This is a genomic window from Kangiella sp. TOML190 (assembly GCF_023706045.1).
Taxonomy (GTDB): Bacteria; Pseudomonadota; Gammaproteobacteria; order Enterobacterales; family Kangiellaceae; genus Kangiella.
In genome coordinates this window covers 1,690,034-1,707,544 of sequence record NZ_BQYL01000001.1, presented here as the reverse complement: position 1 = coordinate 1,707,544, position 17,511 = coordinate 1,690,034, and the positions used below count along the sequence as shown (strand labels likewise).

General features: G+C 43.5%; 17 protein-coding genes. 2 read left to right on the top strand and 15 right to left on the bottom strand.

What is annotated here, in order from left to right; genetic code table 11:
* The first annotated feature begins 23 nt into the window (after window positions 1-23).
* The gene (locus tag NFS34_RS08200; RefSeq protein WP_251359485.1) at window positions 24-218 is read left to right on the top strand and encodes a hypothetical protein; all 195 of its coding nucleotides are present in this window, start codon (window positions 24-26) and stop codon (window positions 216-218) included.
* The gene (locus tag NFS34_RS11655) at window positions 212-331 is read left to right on the top strand and encodes a 2TM domain-containing protein (RefSeq protein WP_376707937.1); all 120 of its coding nucleotides are present in this window, start codon (window positions 212-214) and stop codon (window positions 329-331) included. Before NFS34_RS08200 ends, NFS34_RS11655 begins: the two co-directional genes overlap by 7 nt.
* Here NFS34_RS11655 and dnaE read toward each other — a convergent pair whose 3' ends face one another.
* From dnaE to NFS34_RS08125, 15 genes are all read right to left on the bottom strand, one after another.
* Window positions 332-3,817: a DNA polymerase III subunit alpha gene (dnaE, locus tag NFS34_RS08195; RefSeq protein WP_251359483.1), complete on the bottom strand. Its 3,486-nt coding sequence runs from the start codon at window positions 3,815-3,817 to the stop codon at window positions 332-334.
* 106 nt (window positions 3,818-3,923) lie between these two features.
* A complete protein-coding gene (gene rnhB / locus NFS34_RS08190; RefSeq protein ID WP_251359482.1) occupies window positions 3,924-4,508 on the bottom strand; it encodes a ribonuclease HII in 585 nt (194 codons plus the stop codon).
* Window positions 4,501-5,679: a lipid-A-disaccharide synthase gene (gene lpxB, locus NFS34_RS08185; RefSeq protein WP_251359481.1), complete on the bottom strand. Its 1,179-nt coding sequence runs from the start codon at window positions 5,677-5,679 to the stop codon at window positions 4,501-4,503. Before lpxB ends, rnhB begins: the two co-directional genes overlap by 8 nt.
* 3 nt (window positions 5,680-5,682) lie before the next feature.
* Complete coding sequence (gene lpxA / locus NFS34_RS08180) at window positions 5,683-6,441, bottom strand: acyl-ACP--UDP-N-acetylglucosamine O-acyltransferase (RefSeq protein WP_251359479.1); 759 nt, start codon at window positions 6,439-6,441, stop codon at window positions 5,683-5,685.
* A gap of 15 nt (window positions 6,442-6,456) precedes the next feature.
* Complete coding sequence (gene fabZ, locus NFS34_RS08175) at window positions 6,457-6,918, bottom strand: 3-hydroxyacyl-ACP dehydratase FabZ (RefSeq protein ID WP_251359478.1); 462 nt, start codon at window positions 6,916-6,918, stop codon at window positions 6,457-6,459.
* Window positions 6,911-7,972 (bottom strand): UDP-3-O-(3-hydroxymyristoyl)glucosamine N-acyltransferase, encoded by a 1,062-nt coding sequence (gene lpxD / locus NFS34_RS08170; RefSeq protein WP_251359476.1) that lies wholly within the window; start codon window positions 7,970-7,972, stop codon window positions 6,911-6,913. Before lpxD ends, fabZ begins: the two co-directional genes overlap by 8 nt.
* An 11-nt stretch (window positions 7,973-7,983) precedes the next feature.
* On the bottom strand, window positions 7,984-8,484 hold the full coding sequence (locus NFS34_RS08165; RefSeq protein WP_251359474.1) for an OmpH family outer membrane protein: 501 nt from the start codon (window positions 8,482-8,484) through the stop codon (window positions 7,984-7,986).
* 28 nt (window positions 8,485-8,512) lie between these two features.
* A complete protein-coding gene (bamA, locus tag NFS34_RS08160) occupies window positions 8,513-10,990 on the bottom strand; it encodes an outer membrane protein assembly factor BamA (RefSeq protein WP_251359473.1) in 2,478 nt (825 codons plus the stop codon).
* Window positions 10,991-11,009: 19 nt separating this feature from the next.
* Window positions 11,010-12,341, bottom strand: coding sequence for an RIP metalloprotease RseP (gene rseP / locus NFS34_RS08155; protein WP_251359471.1), 1,332 nt, complete (start codon window positions 12,339-12,341; stop codon window positions 11,010-11,012).
* Window positions 12,342-12,400: 59 nt separating this feature from the next.
* On the bottom strand, window positions 12,401-13,591 hold the full coding sequence (gene ispC, locus NFS34_RS08150; RefSeq protein ID WP_251359470.1) for a 1-deoxy-D-xylulose-5-phosphate reductoisomerase: 1,191 nt from the start codon (window positions 13,589-13,591) through the stop codon (window positions 12,401-12,403).
* A gap of 5 nt (window positions 13,592-13,596) precedes the next feature.
* A complete protein-coding gene (locus tag NFS34_RS08145; RefSeq protein ID WP_251359469.1) occupies window positions 13,597-14,496 on the bottom strand; it encodes a phosphatidate cytidylyltransferase in 900 nt (299 codons plus the stop codon).
* 17 nt (window positions 14,497-14,513) lie between these two features.
* Window positions 14,514-15,233 carry a polyprenyl diphosphate synthase gene (gene uppS / locus NFS34_RS08140; protein ID WP_251359468.1) on the bottom strand — a complete coding sequence of 240 codons (720 nt, stop codon included), beginning with the start codon at window positions 15,231-15,233 and terminating at the stop codon, window positions 14,514-14,516.
* A 190-nt stretch (window positions 15,234-15,423) separates the two neighbouring features.
* A complete protein-coding gene (frr, locus tag NFS34_RS08135; protein WP_251359467.1) occupies window positions 15,424-15,981 on the bottom strand; it encodes a ribosome recycling factor in 558 nt (185 codons plus the stop codon).
* A gap of 219 nt (window positions 15,982-16,200) precedes the next feature.
* The gene (gene pyrH, locus NFS34_RS08130) at window positions 16,201-16,917 is read right to left on the bottom strand and encodes a UMP kinase (protein WP_251359465.1); all 717 of its coding nucleotides are present in this window, start codon (window positions 16,915-16,917) and stop codon (window positions 16,201-16,203) included.
* A gap of 82 nt (window positions 16,918-16,999) precedes the next feature.
* Window positions 17,000-17,509: a hypothetical protein gene (locus NFS34_RS08125; RefSeq protein ID WP_251359463.1), complete on the bottom strand. Its 510-nt coding sequence runs from the start codon at window positions 17,507-17,509 to the stop codon at window positions 17,000-17,002.
* Window positions 17,510-17,511: the final 2 nt, after the last annotated feature.

Sequence of the window (17,511 nt, the reverse complement as noted above, 5' to 3'; positions counted from 1 at the left end):
AATCCACTTCTGGAGAATCTAATATGACCGAACAAGATATTAAAGTTAATGAACAACCATTACCCGTTGCAACCATTGAGCAAGATGAAAATGAAGCTATTGAGTATGCTAAAGGCGTGAAAGAGTTTTTAACTCATCTTTTACTCTTTGTAGTTTTATTCCTGTTCTCCTCTATAAAAAAGGAATTGATGATTCGACCTATATTTGGATCATGCTAGGCTGGGGCATTGGGGTTGTGTTCCACGGTTTAAACGCTTTTGAAAAATTAAATTTCTTTAAGGTTAGCTGGGAAAAGAGAATTGCTGAGCGGAAACTAGGACGTAAGTTATAGTTAATATACCACTTTATAATCCACGCAGCCCGGAAGATGTTTTAAGGCAAAAACCAAACTATCTTTGGGCTGCACAAGCCAATCTTCGCCAAGGGTAAACTCGCCCGAAACTTTCGCTTGCTGCGCTTCGAGTCGTATCTTCAATGGGCAGGCACCATCGCGATTATGAAGTAATAGCTCTTTAAGTTCCTGCAAAGTATCAGGGCCAACGATTGAATCTGAAATAGACAATAGAATTTTTTTACAATAGCGCTCGCGAGTTTCTTCAAACAACATAATGGTTTTAGCACTCACGCTAACACCGCCGGAATAATCGTCATTACGTGCTTCGCCTTCTACCACTATCACATTATCTTTGGATAAAAGATGCTGGTAAGTTTCGAAAGTTTCAGCATAAGCAGTAACGTCGCAACGTCCTGATTTATCGTCAAGCGTTAAAATTGCCATCTTATCGCCACGCTTAGTATTCATCACTCGCATTCCAACAATAAGGCCAGAAACCTTGGTGTTTTCACCGCGTCTAGTGGGTTGTAAATCACGCAAGCGACGAATCGACATTTGCTTAATTTCAGGCAAATAACGTTCAATCGGATGGCCTGTTAAATAAAGCCCAAGCGTTTCTTTTTCCCCTTGTAAAACCTGTTCATCGGTCCAGGGCTTCACTCGAATATATTGATGCTGTTGCGTTGCAGTTTCGGTAACCACCGAGCCAAATAAATCGTCTTGACCGGCAGCTTGGCTTTTATTGAATTGCTCTGCGGCCTTAATCGCTTCGTCAAGGCTTGCCATTAAAGTCGCGCGATTAGGACCAATTTTATCCAAAGCGCCTGCTTTAATCAGCGATTCCAAAACTCGACGATTGGCTTTTTTCAAATCGATCCGACTGCAAAAATCGAATAGATCACTGTAATCACCATTGTCTTGGCGCTCGTTCACGATCGATTCAATCGCACCTTCACCAACGCCTTTGATCGCGCCAATGCCATAAATCACATTGCCATCGTCATCTACCGAGAAGCGATAATAACCTTCGTTAACATCCGGTGGACGTATGGTTAAGCCGCTGTTTTCCGCATCTTCAACATAAGTCACTACCTTATCGGTATTGTCCATATCCGAAGACATCACCGCCGCCATAAAAGCCGCCGGATGGTGGGTTTTTAACCAAGCAGTTTGGTAGGCGACCAGCGCATAAGCCGCCGAGTGCGACTTGTTAAAACCATAGCCTGCAAACTTTTCGACCAGATCGAAAATCTTCATGGCAAGATCGCCATCGACTCCATTTTCAATTGCGCCTTCTTTGAAAATAGCTCTTTGTTTCTCCATCTCTTCGAGCTTTTTCTTACCCATAGCACGGCGCAAAATATCCGCGCCGCCTAACGAATAACCCGAAAGGATCTGAGCAATCTGCATGACTTGCTCTTGGTACAAGATGATGCCATAAGTTGGCTCCAATGTGTCTTTTAGCGACTCATGCTGATAATCCGGATGCGGATAAGAAACTGGCTGGCGATTATGCTTACGGGCGATAAAGTCATCGACCATCCCCGACTGCAAGGGGCCAGGGCGGAACAAAGCCACCAATGCGATAATATCTTCAAAACGACTCGGTTGCAGCCGCTTGATCAAATCTTTCATGCCGCGAGATTCGAGCTGGAAAACTGCGGTAGTATCGGCTTTTTGTAGCAGTTTATAGACTTGCTGATCTTCAGTATCGATCTTGGTGATGTCGATTGGCTCATCGCCCTGCTTAGCCAATTGTCGATTAGCCGTTTCAAGCGCCCAATCGATAATCGTCAAGGTTCTTAAGCCTAAGAAGTCAAACTTCACTAAACCTGCTTTTTCCACATCGTCCTTATCAAACTGAGTAACGATATTCGAGCCAGTTTCATCACAATAGAGCGGTGCAAACTCGGTTAAATCATTTGGTGCTATTACCACCCCGCCGGCGTGTTTACCTGCGTTTCGCGTGATACCTTCGAGCTTACGCGCCAGATCCCAAAGCTCACGAACATCGCCATCTTCTTCGTAACGCCTGGATAGTTCCGGCTCTTGCTCCCAAGCTTTTTCGAGGGTCATGCCCACCTCAAAAGGGATCAGTTTAGCTAGCTTATCCACAAAACCGTAAGGCTGACTTAAAACCCGACCTACATCACGGATCACTGCTTTAGCAGCCATAGTACCGAAAGTAATAATTTGCGAAACGCTATTCCGACCATAGGTTTGGGCCACGTAATCAATCACTCGATCACGCCCTTCCATGCAGAAATCAACGTCGAAATCCGGCATCGAGATCCGCTCAGGATTCAAAAAGCGCTCAAATAGTAAATCGTATTCCAGAGGATCAAGATCGGTAATATCCAGCGCATAAGCAACTAAAGATCCCGCGCCCGAACCACGACCAGGCCCTACCGGCACACCATTATTTTTTGACCACTGAATAAAGTCGGCTACGATCAAGAAGTAACCGGGAAAGCCCATTTCATTAATTACGTCTAACTCGATCTGTAAACGCTCATCATAAGGCGCACGAATTTCTGCAAAATTATTCGCTCGACGGTCATACAAATGATCGAGGCGTTTTTCTAAGCCTTTTCTAGACTCTTCAGCAAAAAACTCATCAATGGTCATGCCGTCAGGAATTGGAAAATCTGGTAAAAAATATTTACCCAACATCAAATCCAAGTTACAGCGTTTGGCGATTTCTACTGTATTTTCGAGTGCTTCGGGAATATCTGAAAAGAGCTCTTGCATCTCTTCTGCGGTGCGGAAATATTGCTGATTCGAATAATCACGCGGACGGCGCGGATCACCCAAAACTCGTCCTTGGTTAATACAAACACGGGCTTCATGGGCGCCAAAATCACTTGAATCTAAGAAACGAACATCATTAGTGGCAACGACTGGGGTATTAGAACCTTGAGCGATGCCAATCACCTGATGGATATATTCGTTTTCTTGCGGACGGCCAGTTCTTTGTAATTCTAGGTAGTAGCGATCGTTAAAGTGATGATTCCAAAAACCCAAGGCTTCTGCCGCTGCATCCATGTTGGCTGCTAATAAAGCCTTACCCACATCGCCATCGCGAGCACCAGAAAGAATAATTAAGCCTTGGCTATGTTGCGGTAGCCAATCTTTTTTGATTAAGGGCAAACCGCGTTGCTGGTTACCAAGATAGGCTTTAGAAATCAGTTCTTTAAGGTTGAGGTAACCTTGTTGATCCATACAAAGCGCAGTAACTCGGAAATGTTCGCCTTCTTGCTCTGGGTATTCAATCAACAGATCTGCACCAACTAGGGGCTTTACACCAGAGTTAACCGCGCCGGAGTAAAACTTAACCAGACCGCACAAATTCATCTGGTCGGTCATGGCAACCGCGGGTTGATTGAGTGACTTACACTGGGCAATCAGAGGCTTCACGCGCACCAAACCGTCAACCATCGAGTATTCGGTATGTACTTTTAAATGGATAAAGCCTTGATTCATTTAGAAATAATTATTTTTGAGCGTTTTTATTAGGTTCATTATAAGGTCAGTTGCTTTGTATTTCAGCAACCATTGACAAAATCTTATGATCTTTGCCGCTAACTCGCTAATCGAACAACAATCGTTGCACTGGAGCATAAGAGCGGCGATGGATAGGCGTTATACCCAGCCTTTCGATTGCCTCACGGTGCTGCTTGGTGGGATATCCTTTGTGCTTAGCAAAACCATAGCCCGGATAACGTTCATCCATAGCCACCATCTCTTGATCGCGCGAAACCTTAGCAATAATCGAAGCGGCGCTAATACAAGCTTCTTTGGAATCGCCCTTGATAATGGCTTCCATTGCACAGTCTAATTCTGGCAGTTTATTACCATCAATCAAGGCAAGTTGCGGAAACGTGGATAAAGACTCCACGGCCCTTTTCATAGCAAGCAGACTCGCTTGCAAAATATTGATCCGATCAATTTCTTCAATCTCGGCTCTAGCAATAGACCAAGCTAGCGCATTTTCCTTAATTTCCAAACTGAGCTGTTCACGCTTGCTCTCGGAGAGTTTTTTTGAATCTGCCAACCCTATTATCGGCTTATTGGGATCTAAAATAACCGCCGCCGCTACTACAGGCCCAGCCAAGGGGCCGCGTCCGACCTCATCGACTCCCGCAATCAATTGGTATTGGCTGCGATCAGACATTAGGCTTTATATTCTGCTGTGAATACCAGTGCAAAATCGAATCCGCGGCAAACTCATCGGCATTTTTCTTTAATTTTTGATGCCAGTCGGTAAACAAGGCTTCGGTAGTTTGCCAACGCTCAGGACTCGCTTCAAGCCAAGCGCGCACTTCACCAAACAACGCATCAGGAGTGCACTCTTGCTGGATTGCCTCTGGCACTACGGTTTGACCGCTTAATAAATTTGGAATTGCAAAAGTATCGATAATTAACAACTTTCTAAAAATTCGATAGCTGATAGCACCCACTTTATAGGCTACCACCATAGGTCTTTTGATCAGCATCGCTTCCAAAGTTGCGGTGCCAGAAGCCATCAAGATCAAATCCGAAGCGGCCATAACTTGACGTGATTGGCCATCAAATAACCGAATGTTAGGCGGCGCTTGCTGTTGCTCAAGAATTTTTAAAAACTGCGCTTTGCGAGCAGCATTTGCCATTGGCGCAATAAATTCAATCTCCGGATAAAACTGTTGGACTAGCTTAGCAGTTTGAATAAAGTCCTCGGCCAAAAATTTCATTTCGCTGCCACGACTGCCGGGCATTACGCAAATAGTTTTAGTGTTTTTATTAAGGCCTAACTGTTCTCTAGCGGTGGCTTTATCAGAACTCATTGAAATTTGATCGGCTAATGGATGGCCTACGCAGCGATTGTCGATAGCGTGTTTTTGGTATATCGATTGCTCAAATGGAAATAAACACAACATCAGATCCACCGCTTTCTTAATCTTAAAAATTCGCTTTGGACGCCAAGCCCAGACTGAAGGGCTAACATAATGTACTGTTTTAATACCTTTGGATTTAAGCTTTTGCGCCAGACCAAGATTAAATTCAGGAGCATCAATACCAATAAATAAATCCGGTTGTTCTTTTTGCCAACGAGTCGCGAGCGCCTTGCGCATTTTTAACAGCTCAGGTAATCGCTTTAAGATCGGCACTATACCCATCACTGCCAACCGCTCCATAGGATAAAGCGATTCGCAACCTTCCGCCTGCATCAAAGGACCGCCAATACCTTCAAACTTTAGCCAAGGGTTATGCTTTTTGAGCTCACGAATAAGTCCGGCACCTAAAATATCGCCGGAAGATTCTCCGGCGACAATGGCAATACGTTTAATCGGGGGAACGGCGCTCATGGATTAACGCAAAATTCCTCGCTTGGCGTCTTTTAGGAACTGAATTAAGTGGGCTACATGGATATCATCCGACTGAGCCATTTCGGCAATCGCTTCGTCAATTTTAAGGGATTTTCGATAGATGGAACGGTAAGCTTTTTTTAGGGCGCTGATTGAATCACCGCTAAAACCACGACGTTTCAAACCTTCACTGTTTAAACCGTAAGGGGCATTTTCGGCAACCAACACAAAAGGCGGAATATCTTTACTAATGGCACAATCCATACCAACAAAAGCATGAGCACCAATTTTGCAAAACTGGTGGATCTTGGCAAAACCAGAAAGGATCACAAAGTCGCCTACTTCCACATGACCGGCTAAGGTTGCATTATTGGACATGATGATATTATCGCCTAACACACAATCATGAGCGATATGCGTATAGGCCATAAACCAACCATTATTACCAATGCGGGTTTCCGATTTATCTTGGGTGGTGCCGCGATGAACGGTACAGCACTCGCGAAACACATTACCATCACCAATAATGGTTTTGGTTGGCTCACCGGCGTATTTTTTGTCCTGATTTTCTTCGCCAATTGAAGAAAACTGAAAAAACCGATTATCCTTGCCGATTTCTGTATAATCGCCTATCACCACGTGGGGGCCAATATTGGTACCAGAGCCTATAGTAACCTCTTTGCCAATAATCGAATAAGGGCCAATGGTAACCCCATCGGCAATGGTTGCTGATGGATCAATAATCGCAGTTGGATGAATCATTTAACTTGTTCTCAATTAAACGTCAGATTTAGCGCACATCAATTCTGCAGCACAAACTACCTTACCGTCAACTCTTGCTTCAGCTTCAAAGCGCCATAAATTTCGTCTGCGTTTCAACAACTTAACTGTCATCACTAACTGATCGCCTGGCTCTACCGGTTTTTTAAAACGAGCGTTATCAATGCCAGCGAAATAATACAGGGAGCCTTCGCTAGGCAAGTCTTGAGTAGTTTTAAAGGACAAAATTCCCGTAGCTTGCGCTAACGCTTCCAACATTAAAACCCCAGGGAAGACAGGACGGTGTGGGAAGTGTCCAGGGAAAAAGGGCTCATTAACCGTAACATTTTTAATCGCGGTTAAGGATTCACCAGGCGTATAATCCACCACTCGGTCGATTAATAAGAACGGATAACGGTGAGGCAGGTGTTTCATCACCTCGTAAATATCCATCGAATTCATTACCGCATCATCACTCATCTTTGTTGTTCTCTTCTTTCAAATTTCTGATCTCTTTCTCAAGAGACTTTAGTTTACGCCACATATCGTCCAATTGTCTAAATCGGACCGCGCTCTTTTGCCAATCTTTATTCGGTTGGAAAGTAGTCGCCGACGAATAAACCCCAGGTGTTGTAATGGATTTATTGACAAAAGTACAAGCTGTAATATGCACTTTATCACAAACGTCCAAGTGGCCAATGATGCTGACTCTGCCAGCTATGGTGCAGTAGCTACCAATTTTAGCGCTACCCGCAACGGCGGTACAGCCAGCAATGGCAGTGTTTTTACCAATTTGTACATTGTGCGCAATGTGGATGTGGTTATCTAAAATCACCCCATCTTCAATAATAGTATTATCCATAGCGCCGCGATCAATGGCGGTGTGGGCGCCAATCTCCACCTTATTGCCAATAACCACGGTTCCGACTTGTGGAATTTTAACCCATTCACCCTGCTCATTAGCATAGCCAAAACCATCGGAACCGATCACCGCATTGGCATGAATAATGCAATTATCGCCTATTTCTACCGAATGGTAGAGACTCGCATTGGAGTAAATACGGCAATTAACACCAACTTTAGCGTCTTGTGCAATCACAGTACCAGCTTCAATCACACTATTATCACCAATACTGACATTCGCTCCTATAGAGACGAAGTCACCAATATAAACATTTTTGCCAATTGTAGCACTCGCAGCTACAGCAGCTTTATCGCTAATTGTTGGGTTAGGTACGGGGGTTGAGTCAAAAAGTTGTGCTACCTTGGCGTAAGCTAGGTAAGTGTCTTGTACCAGCAAGATAGGGATTTCAAAATTGGCAGGAAGCTTCTTTTGGATCGAAGTGTTAACGATCAAAGCACCTAGTTTGATATCCGTTAATTGATCTAAATACTTGGTGTCATTAACAAAACTGATCGCTTTTTCATGGGATCTATTTAACGGCAAAACCGCAGTGATTTCGCACTGCGGTTCGCCAAGTAATTTTGCATCTATAGCAGATGCAATTTCTTGAAGTGTTTTAGTCAAAAGCACTCCTAGGAATATTACTTCTTCAATTCAGCCAAAACTTGCTCAGTTAAATCAGGCACAGAAACGTCGGTGAACACCGCTGCTTGACGGTCAACAATTAAGTTAAAACCACCTTTAACGGCTACTGCATCAATCGCTTTTTTGATTTCACCACCAAGCTTTTGCTGCTCTTCGCGAGTAGCGCGTTGAAAATCATCTTTAGCGTTACGCTCTTTTAACTGAAGATCAGAAATTTTCTTTTCCAATTCACGACGGCTATTAGTCATTTGCGTTTCTGACATAGTAGCGGCATTTTTGACTAATGACTCACGATCTTTGTTAATATTTTCAGCTAAACGCTTAATCTCGTTCTCACGTCCAGAAAACTGAGACTTCAAACGCTGCTTAATCGCATCATTTTGCGGGGCTTTGGCTAAAATATAGCCCGTATTGACAGTTGCAATACGCGTCTCAGCCATTGCCGAAAAAGAAAAAACACTTAACACTGTGGCTAAAACAAAAATAAACTTATTCAAAACAAACTCCTAAGTTATAAAAAAATCGTCAAAAGGTTTGACCGATAGTAAAGGTAAAAGTTTTCGAATCATCAAACTCTTGGGTTTTGAAGGTTCGCGAAACACTGAATGCTAAGGGTGCAAAAGGCGACCACCACTGTAGCGATATCCCATATGAGCCTCGATAGCGAGATGCCTTACTATAGTCTGGCACCTGAGTTATATCATCGTTTAACAAAGTTAAACCATTAAACCTATTAGGGTCAAACTCCGTATCCCAAACATTGCCCACATCAATAAATGCGCTAGTCCTAACATTTTTGTTGTCCGCAAGAAACGGGGTTGGGAAAATTAGTTCAAGGGATGTAAAGGCTTTAGCATTACCACCAACTGAGAACCTATCTTCGATAAAAATGAAATCTTGATCTTCAGGAAGAATAACTCCGCCTGGTGGGAGGCCAGGAATAGGTGGTGTGACAGGTATTGCTCCTATTCGCCTCAAGATACTCTTGGGGCCGATAGTGTTAGTCTCAAAACCTCGGATGGTAGTTTCCCCGCCTGAGTAAAAATTCACAAAGTACGGAAGGCGGTCGGTATCGCCCAAACCTTGTCCATAGCCCAAGTTAGCACGTAATAGAACGATCCAGTCGCTATCACTTATTGGGAAATAATGCTTAAAATCGTATTGAAGCTTATAGTACTCAACATCGCCTAAAGAGCTAGCGTATTCAAGGCCTACATTGTGGCTAAAACCATTGGTTGGAAAAATAAAGCGGTTTAGAGTATTGGCTTGCCAGCCCAAAGAAAAGCTGATCACATCAAAATCTACCGAATCATCTAGCCTTGCATCGGCTCCAAGCTCATCATAAAAATCAATAATCCTCTGATCTTGCTCGCCATTGATGACAGGAGCTTTCAAGGTACTATCCTGCAATGAAACACCAAAATTAACCGTCGAAATCTCACTGATTGGATAATAAACACCAAAGCCAAGACTTAGAGTGTCTAAACTTTTACCGATGGTATTGAACTTTGAAAAATCAGTTTGCCGATAAGATAAACTAGAGTTAAAGCCAATAGTGTCATTGAAGAAATAGGGATCCGAATAGTTTACATTTACGCTATCAATTGCTTTATTGGTATTAAGATTGACTCCAAGCGTTTTACCAGAACCTAAAAAGTTTCTATTAGTAACACCAGCCTGCAACTGCAACCCATAAAAATCATTGTAGCCTAAACTGAAAGTTGCTTCGGAAGAGTTACGCTCCTCTATTGAAAAAGCCACATCAGCTTCGCCAGGATTTTCAGACTTTTTCACATCGACATTAACTTCTTCAACAAAAGGTAGTCTTTGGATTCTCTGCTTGGATCTCTCAACTAATGAAGAGGACAGAGGCGTCCCTTCTTGCATTCTAGCTTCGCGCCTAAACACTGCATCATCAGTGCTAACATTTCCATCAAAAGTAATGCTTTTAGCATAGTAGCGCTCGCCCGGACGCACTAGCACATTGATATTAACTTCGTTGGTATCTTCTAAGATTTCTGGAGCCGTATTTACTTCGGCGAAAGTAAATCCTTCAAGCCCTAATAGATTCTTTATCTGCTCTTCATTGAAGGTAACCAATGCTTGCGAAAAAATATCGTCTTTTTTGAGCGGAAATATTCTTTCATACAGCTCTAGATCATAAATAAGCTCACCGATAAAGTTAACTTTATTAACCCTAAATACCTCGCCCTCACTAACATTTAGTGTAATGTAAACCTCTTCTTTATTATCTGACAAGGATACAAGCGTCTTATCTACTTTAAACTTAACGTAACCTCTATCCCGATAATATGACTCGATAGTTTCAATATCCTTATCTAAGACTTCACTTGAATACTTATTATCAGAAGTTATAAAAGAAAAAGCACCGCCCGTGGTGGATTCCATTTGCTCTAAAAGCTCTTGATCACTGAAAATCTTATTCCCGACAATACTAATAGATTTAACCAGCGCGGTATTACCTTCTTTAATTTCAATTATCAACTGAACTCTATTACGAGATAACTCTCTAGTTTTCTTCTCAATGTTTAGGTGGTAATGGCCATTGGAAAAATACTGTCCTGTTATTGCCTGCTCCATTTTATCAAGAACAAAACTATTAAGAACTTCGCCTTTTGCGATACCCGAATTTTTAAGACCATCTAACAATTGATCCGTTTTAAGAATTTTATTTCCTCTCAAAATAATGTTAGCAATAGTTGGCCTTTCTGCCACTGAGACCTTAAGCGTATTGCCTACTTTTTCGAGCTTTACAAAGTCAAAGTTGCCGGTTTTATAGAGCGAGCGGATGATGTTAGGAACACGGGCATCGTCAATGGTTTCGCCAACACGAATTGGCAAAGCAGTAAAAAAAGTACCCAGCTCGACTCTTTGCAAGCCTTCAACTTGAATATCTTCAATCACAAATGGCTCGATTGCATACGATTTTGCAAAGGCCAAGGATAGGGTTAAAGCTGTTAGTGTTTTTGTTATAAAGCGCATTAATGGGTGTCTCTATACATTATATTCGGTTGATGTCGTTATATAGCGCAATCGCCATGATTGTCAGCAATAATATGATGCCGATCCGCATGCCAAGTTCCATTATTTTTTCTGAAACTGGTTTTCCCCGGACTAATTCGGCCAAATAGTACATTAAATGACCGCCATCAAGCATCGGGATCGGTAATAAATTCACGAATCCCAAATTGACGCTTATCATAGCGAGATAAAGCAAGAATGCAACCATTCCTGCTTGTACCATTTGCCCCGCGCCTTGGGCGATTCCTACCGGACCACCAAGGTTCTTAATCGATAACTTGCCCGTGAACAATTTACCTAAGAAACTGACAATTCGCTCCATCATCAGCCAGGTCTGCTCTGTACCTTTTTGCAAGGACTCAAAAAAGCCATATTGAATGGTATTAAAAGGCATATCTTTAACAGACACCCCCAGCACACCATACTTTTGATCGCCGCGAACGCTCAAAGCTGGCCGAGTCATTAGCGTTTGAGTCGAACCGTCCCGCTCAATCTCGATAGCAACCGCTTTATCATAATTATCAAGTAATGACTCCGAAATTTCTGACCACCAAGCAATCGGCTTGCCATCGATGCTTAAAATTCTATCCTCGGCTTGTAAACCGGCTTTGTCTGCCGCAGAGTCTGGCTGAACATAGCCAATCACTGGCGCCACCTTATAAGCACCAAAGCTCAAGCCCAAACTATCAAATACCGTACCCTGAGCTGGCTCTTTCCAGTTTTTTACATCCAAATACACTGTTTGGCGAGGCTGATTGACTGGCTTTATCTCGATCGCCACTGGCTCGTCATTGCCAATTTCGTCCACCAACGCAAACACCACATCTTCGAGCTGTTTGACCGCAACGCCGTTAACCGCAAGAATTTCGCTGTTTTTAGGGAATTGCGCTTGAGCGGCTAGAGTATTAGGCGCCACTTCGGATACAAACGGCTTGCTAACCGCAATCCCCATCATGTATACGCCAGCGTATAATAAAATCGCCAATAAGAAATTCGCCGCAGGGCCTGCTAGAACAATTAATATCCGCTTCCATACTGGCGCTCGATTAAAAGCAAAAGGCAAATCTTGCTCAGAAACATTCCCCTCTTGCTCATCGACAAACTTTACATAGCCGCCCAAGGGGATCGGTGCCACCGCAAACTCGACACCTTCTTTGTTGTATTTACTCCAAAAAGGCTTACCAAAACCCACTGAAAAGCGGGCGGCTTTTACTCCCAGTTTTTTTGCCACCCAATAATGCCCCCACTCATGGAAGGTCACCAGAATGCCCAATAAAATCAGTAAACCGAAAATGCTATAGAAAAAACTCAATGCCTGATCTCTTAAAAGTTATTACTTAACAGTTTATGCTAAAAATTCACGCTAACAATTTATTTGTTGCTTATAACCTGTTGTGCCATTTGCCGCGCAGCAGCATCTGCCACTAATACAGCCTGTAAATCCGCCACTTCAGCATAGTCGGTTTGGCTTAACACTTGCTGAATCACCTGCGAAATCTGAGTAAAAGCTATCTGCTCATTTAAAAAAGCCTCCACCGCCACTTCGTTGGCCGCATTTAAGGTCGCCGGCATATTGCCGCCTTGAATCATCGCCTGACTTGCCAGCTGCAGACATGGATAGCGCTCAAAACAAGGTCTATCGAAGCTCAGCTGAGAAATTTGCATAAAATCTAACGGCGCCACCCCCGCCTCGATCCGCTCAGGAAAGGCCAGCGCATGGGCTATAGGCGTGCGCATATCGGGATTGCCCATTTGCGCCAAAACCGAGCCATCTTGATAACGTACCATCGAATGGATAATGCTTTGTGGGTGTAGAACCACCTCAATATCAGCAGGCTCGACGTCAAACAACCAACAGGCTTCGATCAACTCCAAGCCCTTATTCATCATAGTCGCAGAGTCCACCGAAATTTTGCGCCCCATATCCCAATTGGGGTGAGCACAGGCTTCATCCGGCGTGATCGCCGCAAACTCTTCCAGTGGCTTTTCTAAAAACGGCCCACCAGAGCCAGTCAAAACAATATTCTCAATTCCACAGGACTGGATTCCGCGCGTAACAAAATGCTCTGGCAAACACTGGAAAATCGCATTGTGTTCGCTATCAATCGGCAACAAGGTCGCGCCTGACGCTTTAACCGCCTGCATAAAAATAGCACCTGACATCACCAAGGCTTCTTTATTGGCTAGCAAGACTTTTTTACCGGCCTTAACCGCCGCTAGCGTTGGCAACAAACCTGCCGCACCAACGATAGCCGCCATCACCGTATCCACTTGCGCATGACTAGCAACCATAGCTAAATCCTCAGCTGAGGATAAAACTTGCGTTTCTAGCTGATGACTGGCTAAAACTTCAGCTAACAACTCAGCCTTCTGACTATCGGTTATCACCGCATAGCGTGGCTTGAACTTAAGGCATTGTTCTTTTAACCGTTGCAAATTCTGATGAGCGGTGAGCGCGAAGATCTGATACTTTTCGGAGTGACGCGCTAACACATCAAGGGTATTAACGCCAATCGAGCCGGTAGCGCCTAAAACCGTGATCTGCTCTTTAAGAACTGCCATAACGCTTATAAACCGCCTCTAAGCCATAGCAATAAAATCACAAAACATGGTGCTACCGATAAGGTGCTATCCAAACGATCAAGCAAGCCACCGTGTCCTGGCAAAATATTGCTGGTATCTTTAACTCCAGCCTGACGCTTAAGCATCGAGACGAACAAATCACCAATGACCGACACAATCACCAGTAATAGCACAAACGGGATAAAGTATTTCAGCGGCAAGGGCATGCCCATATAAGTTGCCAAGCCGTAAGCCACCAACACTGCCGTTAGCATCCCGCCAAAAAAACCTTCCCAAGTTTTGTTGGGGCTCACCACTGGCGATAACTTATGCTTACCTAAGGTTTTACCAGCAAAATAAGCACCCACATCCGCGCCCCAGATAATCAAGAACATGAGCAATAATGAGAAACCACCATGATAAAAATCTGTCTCGATTTGGCTAGAGCGGATCATCACCACCGCCAACCAAGCCGCAGCCAACATCACCCAGCCAAAGAGCATTCTCAGCGCCGCGCCGCGAGTCCACAGTTTCGTGCCTTTTGGAAACATCAACACCAAGACAAAGGCCAAAGCCCAAACTAAGGCTGCAACCGCCAATGCTTTAAACGGATAGACATCGACTAAACCCAAACCCGCTTTTTTGATAAACAGATGGTTAGGCGACTCGAAAAAGCCCATGTTTAGTAATTGGTAAAAGAAAAAGCTAACAATGGCTAAAGTGCCAAAGACAAAGCCGTATTTCACTACAGCTTTATTAGTCTGCAATAAACCTGACCATTCCCACGCTAAAATGCCAAACACTGGGGTCAAAATTAAAGAAAAGGTTGGTAACGACGGATAGAACAACAGGATGATTGCCAAAGGCAATAACAATAAAGCGGTAATAACTCGTTGTTTTAACATTAAAAATTCCTGTCGTGTTAGCTTATTTGTTCGCCCGTTTGGCCAAACCGTCTTTGCCGTTTAGCAAAATCATCAATCGCCGTTTGCAACTCAAGACTATCAAAATCAGGCCAAAGTGCATCGCTAAAATACAGCTCCGAATAGGCGGTTTGCCAGATTAAAAAGTTACTGATGCGTTTCTCGCCGCCAGTACGAATCATCAAGTCAGGCTCATTAATGCCAGCGGTAACCATTTTGTCCGAAAGCATCTCTTCGCTGATTTCGGTGATGCCCGCTTGGGCTAATTGTGTCGCCGCTTGTGCGATATCCCAACGACCTCCGTAATTGGCGGCAATTTGCAGTAATAAACCATCGTTATCTTTGGTTAAGTCTTCGGCCTTATCAATCGCCTTTTGCAAGCGCTTATCGAAACCCGACTTATCACCAATAACGATCAATTTTACATTATTCTTATGCAGTTTTTTCGATTCGTTTTTTAAGCTAGTAGCAAACAAGTCCATCAAAAAACTGACTTCTTCTGGAGGACGCTTCCAATTCTCGCTGGAAAAAACAAACAAGGTTAAAACCTTTATGCCCTGCTCGCCACAATATTCCGCCATTTCACGAGCTCGCTCCATCCCCGCCTTATGCCCCATCACGCGCTTTTTACCACGCTTCTGCGCCCAGCGACCATTACCATCCATAATGATAGCAATATGTTGCAAACTCTCTGGAATGTAAGGCTTAGTATCACTCATCTTCAATTAAATCAATAACTTATAAATACAATAAAGCCGCGATTCTCCGCGGCCATTTAGGCAACCATTTAAGTGGGATAGCAAAGCTGAGACAAGGCAAAGCTTTTAGTGAAGGCGCGGAGTTTGCATAGGCAAATGAGCACCTGAACAAAAGCTTTAACGCAGTATCAGCAAAGAAAGCCCTCTTAAATTAGATTTCCATTAATTCTGCTTCTTTATCCGCAACCATATTATCAACGGCCTTGATCATATCGTCAGTTAGCGATTGAATATTCGATTCAGCAGCGCGCAACTCGTCTTCGGAAATTTCTTTCTCTTTTTCCAAATCTTTTAAAGTCGAATTAGCGTCGCGACGAATATTACGGATCGCAACCTTGGTATTTTCGCCTTCGCCACCAACAACCTTGGTCAACTCACGACGACGCTCTTCGTTTAGCGGTGGCAAAGTAATCCGAATGACCTGGCCGGCAACGTTTGGCGTTAAGCCTAAATCCGACTTTAAAATGGCCTTTTCAGTCGCTTCAATTGCACCCTTGTCGAAAATTTGCAGCACCAAAGTACGGCCTTCTTGAACCGAAATGCTCGCTACCTGAGAAATAGGAGTATCAGCGCCATAATAAGGCACCATAATATGCTCAAGTAAGCTTGGGTGCGCGCGGCCAGTACGAACCTTGGTTAATGCGCTTTTCAAAGCCTCAAGAGACTTATCCATACGTTGTTCGGCATCTTGATGAATATCGTTGATCACTGCAAACTCCTAAAATCGTTCTAATTCAATTCGCACCAGCCAGTTAAATCTAGCTTGCCAGCGCAAGGCGCATATTATGCCCTAAAATGGACTAAATTCTAAGTAAAATAATGATTTATTACTGATATCGTCATTCCCACGAAAGTGGGAATCAATAAGCTTAACCACTTAATTTTCAACATGATTCCCGCCTGCGCGGGAATGACGCTGATAAATAGTTTAAGGATGCACCAAAGTCCCTTCAGCCTGCCCTGCAATCACATTCTGCAAAGCACCTTTTTTGGTCATATTAAAGACACGCAGGTATTTATTATGGTCACGCGCCAAGTGGAACGCGGTTAAATCCATAACTGCCAACTCTTTATCTAAGGCTTCTTTGTAGCTTAATTGGTCATATTTGACCGCATTAGGATCTTTGGCCGGATCGGCGTTATAAACCCCATCGACCTTGGTTGCTTTTAAGATTAAATCCGCTTCAATCTCAATACCGCGTAAACAAGCCGCAGTATCAGTAGTAAAGAATGGATTACCGGTTCCCGCACAAAAAATCACGACTTTACCCTTCTCTAGGGCATTAATAGCGCCGCGACGAGAAAAGCCTTCACAAACCCCATCAATCGGCATAGCTGATAATACTTTAGCCGGAACCTTGTTGCGCTCTAATGAATCTTGCAAAGCCAAAGAATTCATCACAGTAGCCAACATCCCCATATGATCGCCTGTAACGCGGTTCATGCCCGCCTCAGATAACGCCTGACCACGATAGATATTACCGCCACCAATCACCACCCCCACTTCAACGCCCATCGCCGTGATTTCTTTAATCTCATCCGCCATCTGCTGCAAAATAGCCGGATCGATACCAAACGACTGCTCGCCCTGCAGCGCTTCACCGCTAAGTTTTAAAAGAATTCGTTGATAGGCAAGTTCAGGCATGATGACTCCTTATAATTTGATTGTAGGGATTATAGTTTGGTAACGACAAGCAGGCAATTCTCAAATAACAACTGCCTACCATTTACTTTAATTCACCTGCAATAATTTTTATTAGCGTATCCAAACTTTCTACACGTTCTCTAGCAGAATTTAAAACTTCTTCTGTAAATAATATCGCATAGCTATTTTTATCTGTGGGCTTACCTGCAAGCATAGGATGAAGGATAGCTTTACAATCATCACTTAATTGCGGCACATCGATACCCAAAATGTTCAATAACAAACCTTCTAAACACGGTGTTGATCCAATTAATCGAATTTTTTTCTGTTGTGCTTGTTTTCTTTTAGTCACAGGCCAATCTAAATCTGTATCTAGCAAGCAAGCCACTCTGTCGCAGCCATAGCTTTTATGTGTTCCAATAGCATCTCCTATTACATTGCTAGGACCTTTGCCACCTGCAGATTTAGCAGTTACTTTAGGGTTTCCAACACCATATATAGATTTTAAATGATTTGTAAATGCTGCATCAGCTTGCCCTTCAGTAACTATAACTAAAGTTTCTTTTATTGGTCGCCTGATTCGTCGTGCCATTT

Coding starts and splice junctions, on each gene's coding strand:
- lpxA (WP_251359479.1), bottom strand. CDS start 6,441: ATGATTCATCCAACTGCGATTATTGATCCATCAGCAACCATTGCCGAT.
- fabZ (WP_251359478.1), bottom strand. CDS start 6,918: ATGAGTGATGATGCGGTAATGAATTCGATGGATATTTACGAGGTGATG.
- lpxB (WP_251359481.1), bottom strand. CDS start 5,679: ATGAGCGCCGTTCCCCCGATTAAACGTATTGCCATTGTCGCCGGAGAA.
- uppS (WP_251359468.1), bottom strand. CDS start 15,233: ATGAGTGATACTAAGCCTTACATTCCAGAGAGTTTGCAACATATTGCT.
- NFS34_RS08200 (WP_251359485.1), top strand. CDS start 24: ATGACCGAACAAGATATTAAAGTTAATGAACAACCATTACCCGTTGCA.
- NFS34_RS11655 (WP_376707937.1), top strand. CDS start 212: ATGCTAGGCTGGGGCATTGGGGTTGTGTTCCACGGTTTAAACGCTTTT.
- rnhB (WP_251359482.1), bottom strand. CDS start 4,508: ATGTCTGATCGCAGCCAATACCAATTGATTGCGGGAGTCGATGAGGTC.
- NFS34_RS08145 (WP_251359469.1), bottom strand. CDS start 14,496: ATGTTAAAACAACGAGTTATTACCGCTTTATTGTTATTGCCTTTGGCA.
- bamA (WP_251359473.1), bottom strand. CDS start 10,990: ATGCGCTTTATAACAAAAACACTAACAGCTTTAACCCTATCCTTGGCC.
- ispC (WP_251359470.1), bottom strand. CDS start 13,591: ATGGCAGTTCTTAAAGAGCAGATCACGGTTTTAGGCGCTACCGGCTCG.
- dnaE (WP_251359483.1), bottom strand. CDS start 3,817: ATGAATCAAGGCTTTATCCATTTAAAAGTACATACCGAATACTCGATG.
- NFS34_RS08125 (WP_251359463.1), bottom strand. CDS start 17,509: ATGGCACGACGAATCAGGCGACCAATAAAAGAAACTTTAGTTATAGTT.
- pyrH (WP_251359465.1), bottom strand. CDS start 16,917: ATGCCTGAACTTGCCTATCAACGAATTCTTTTAAAACTTAGCGGTGAA.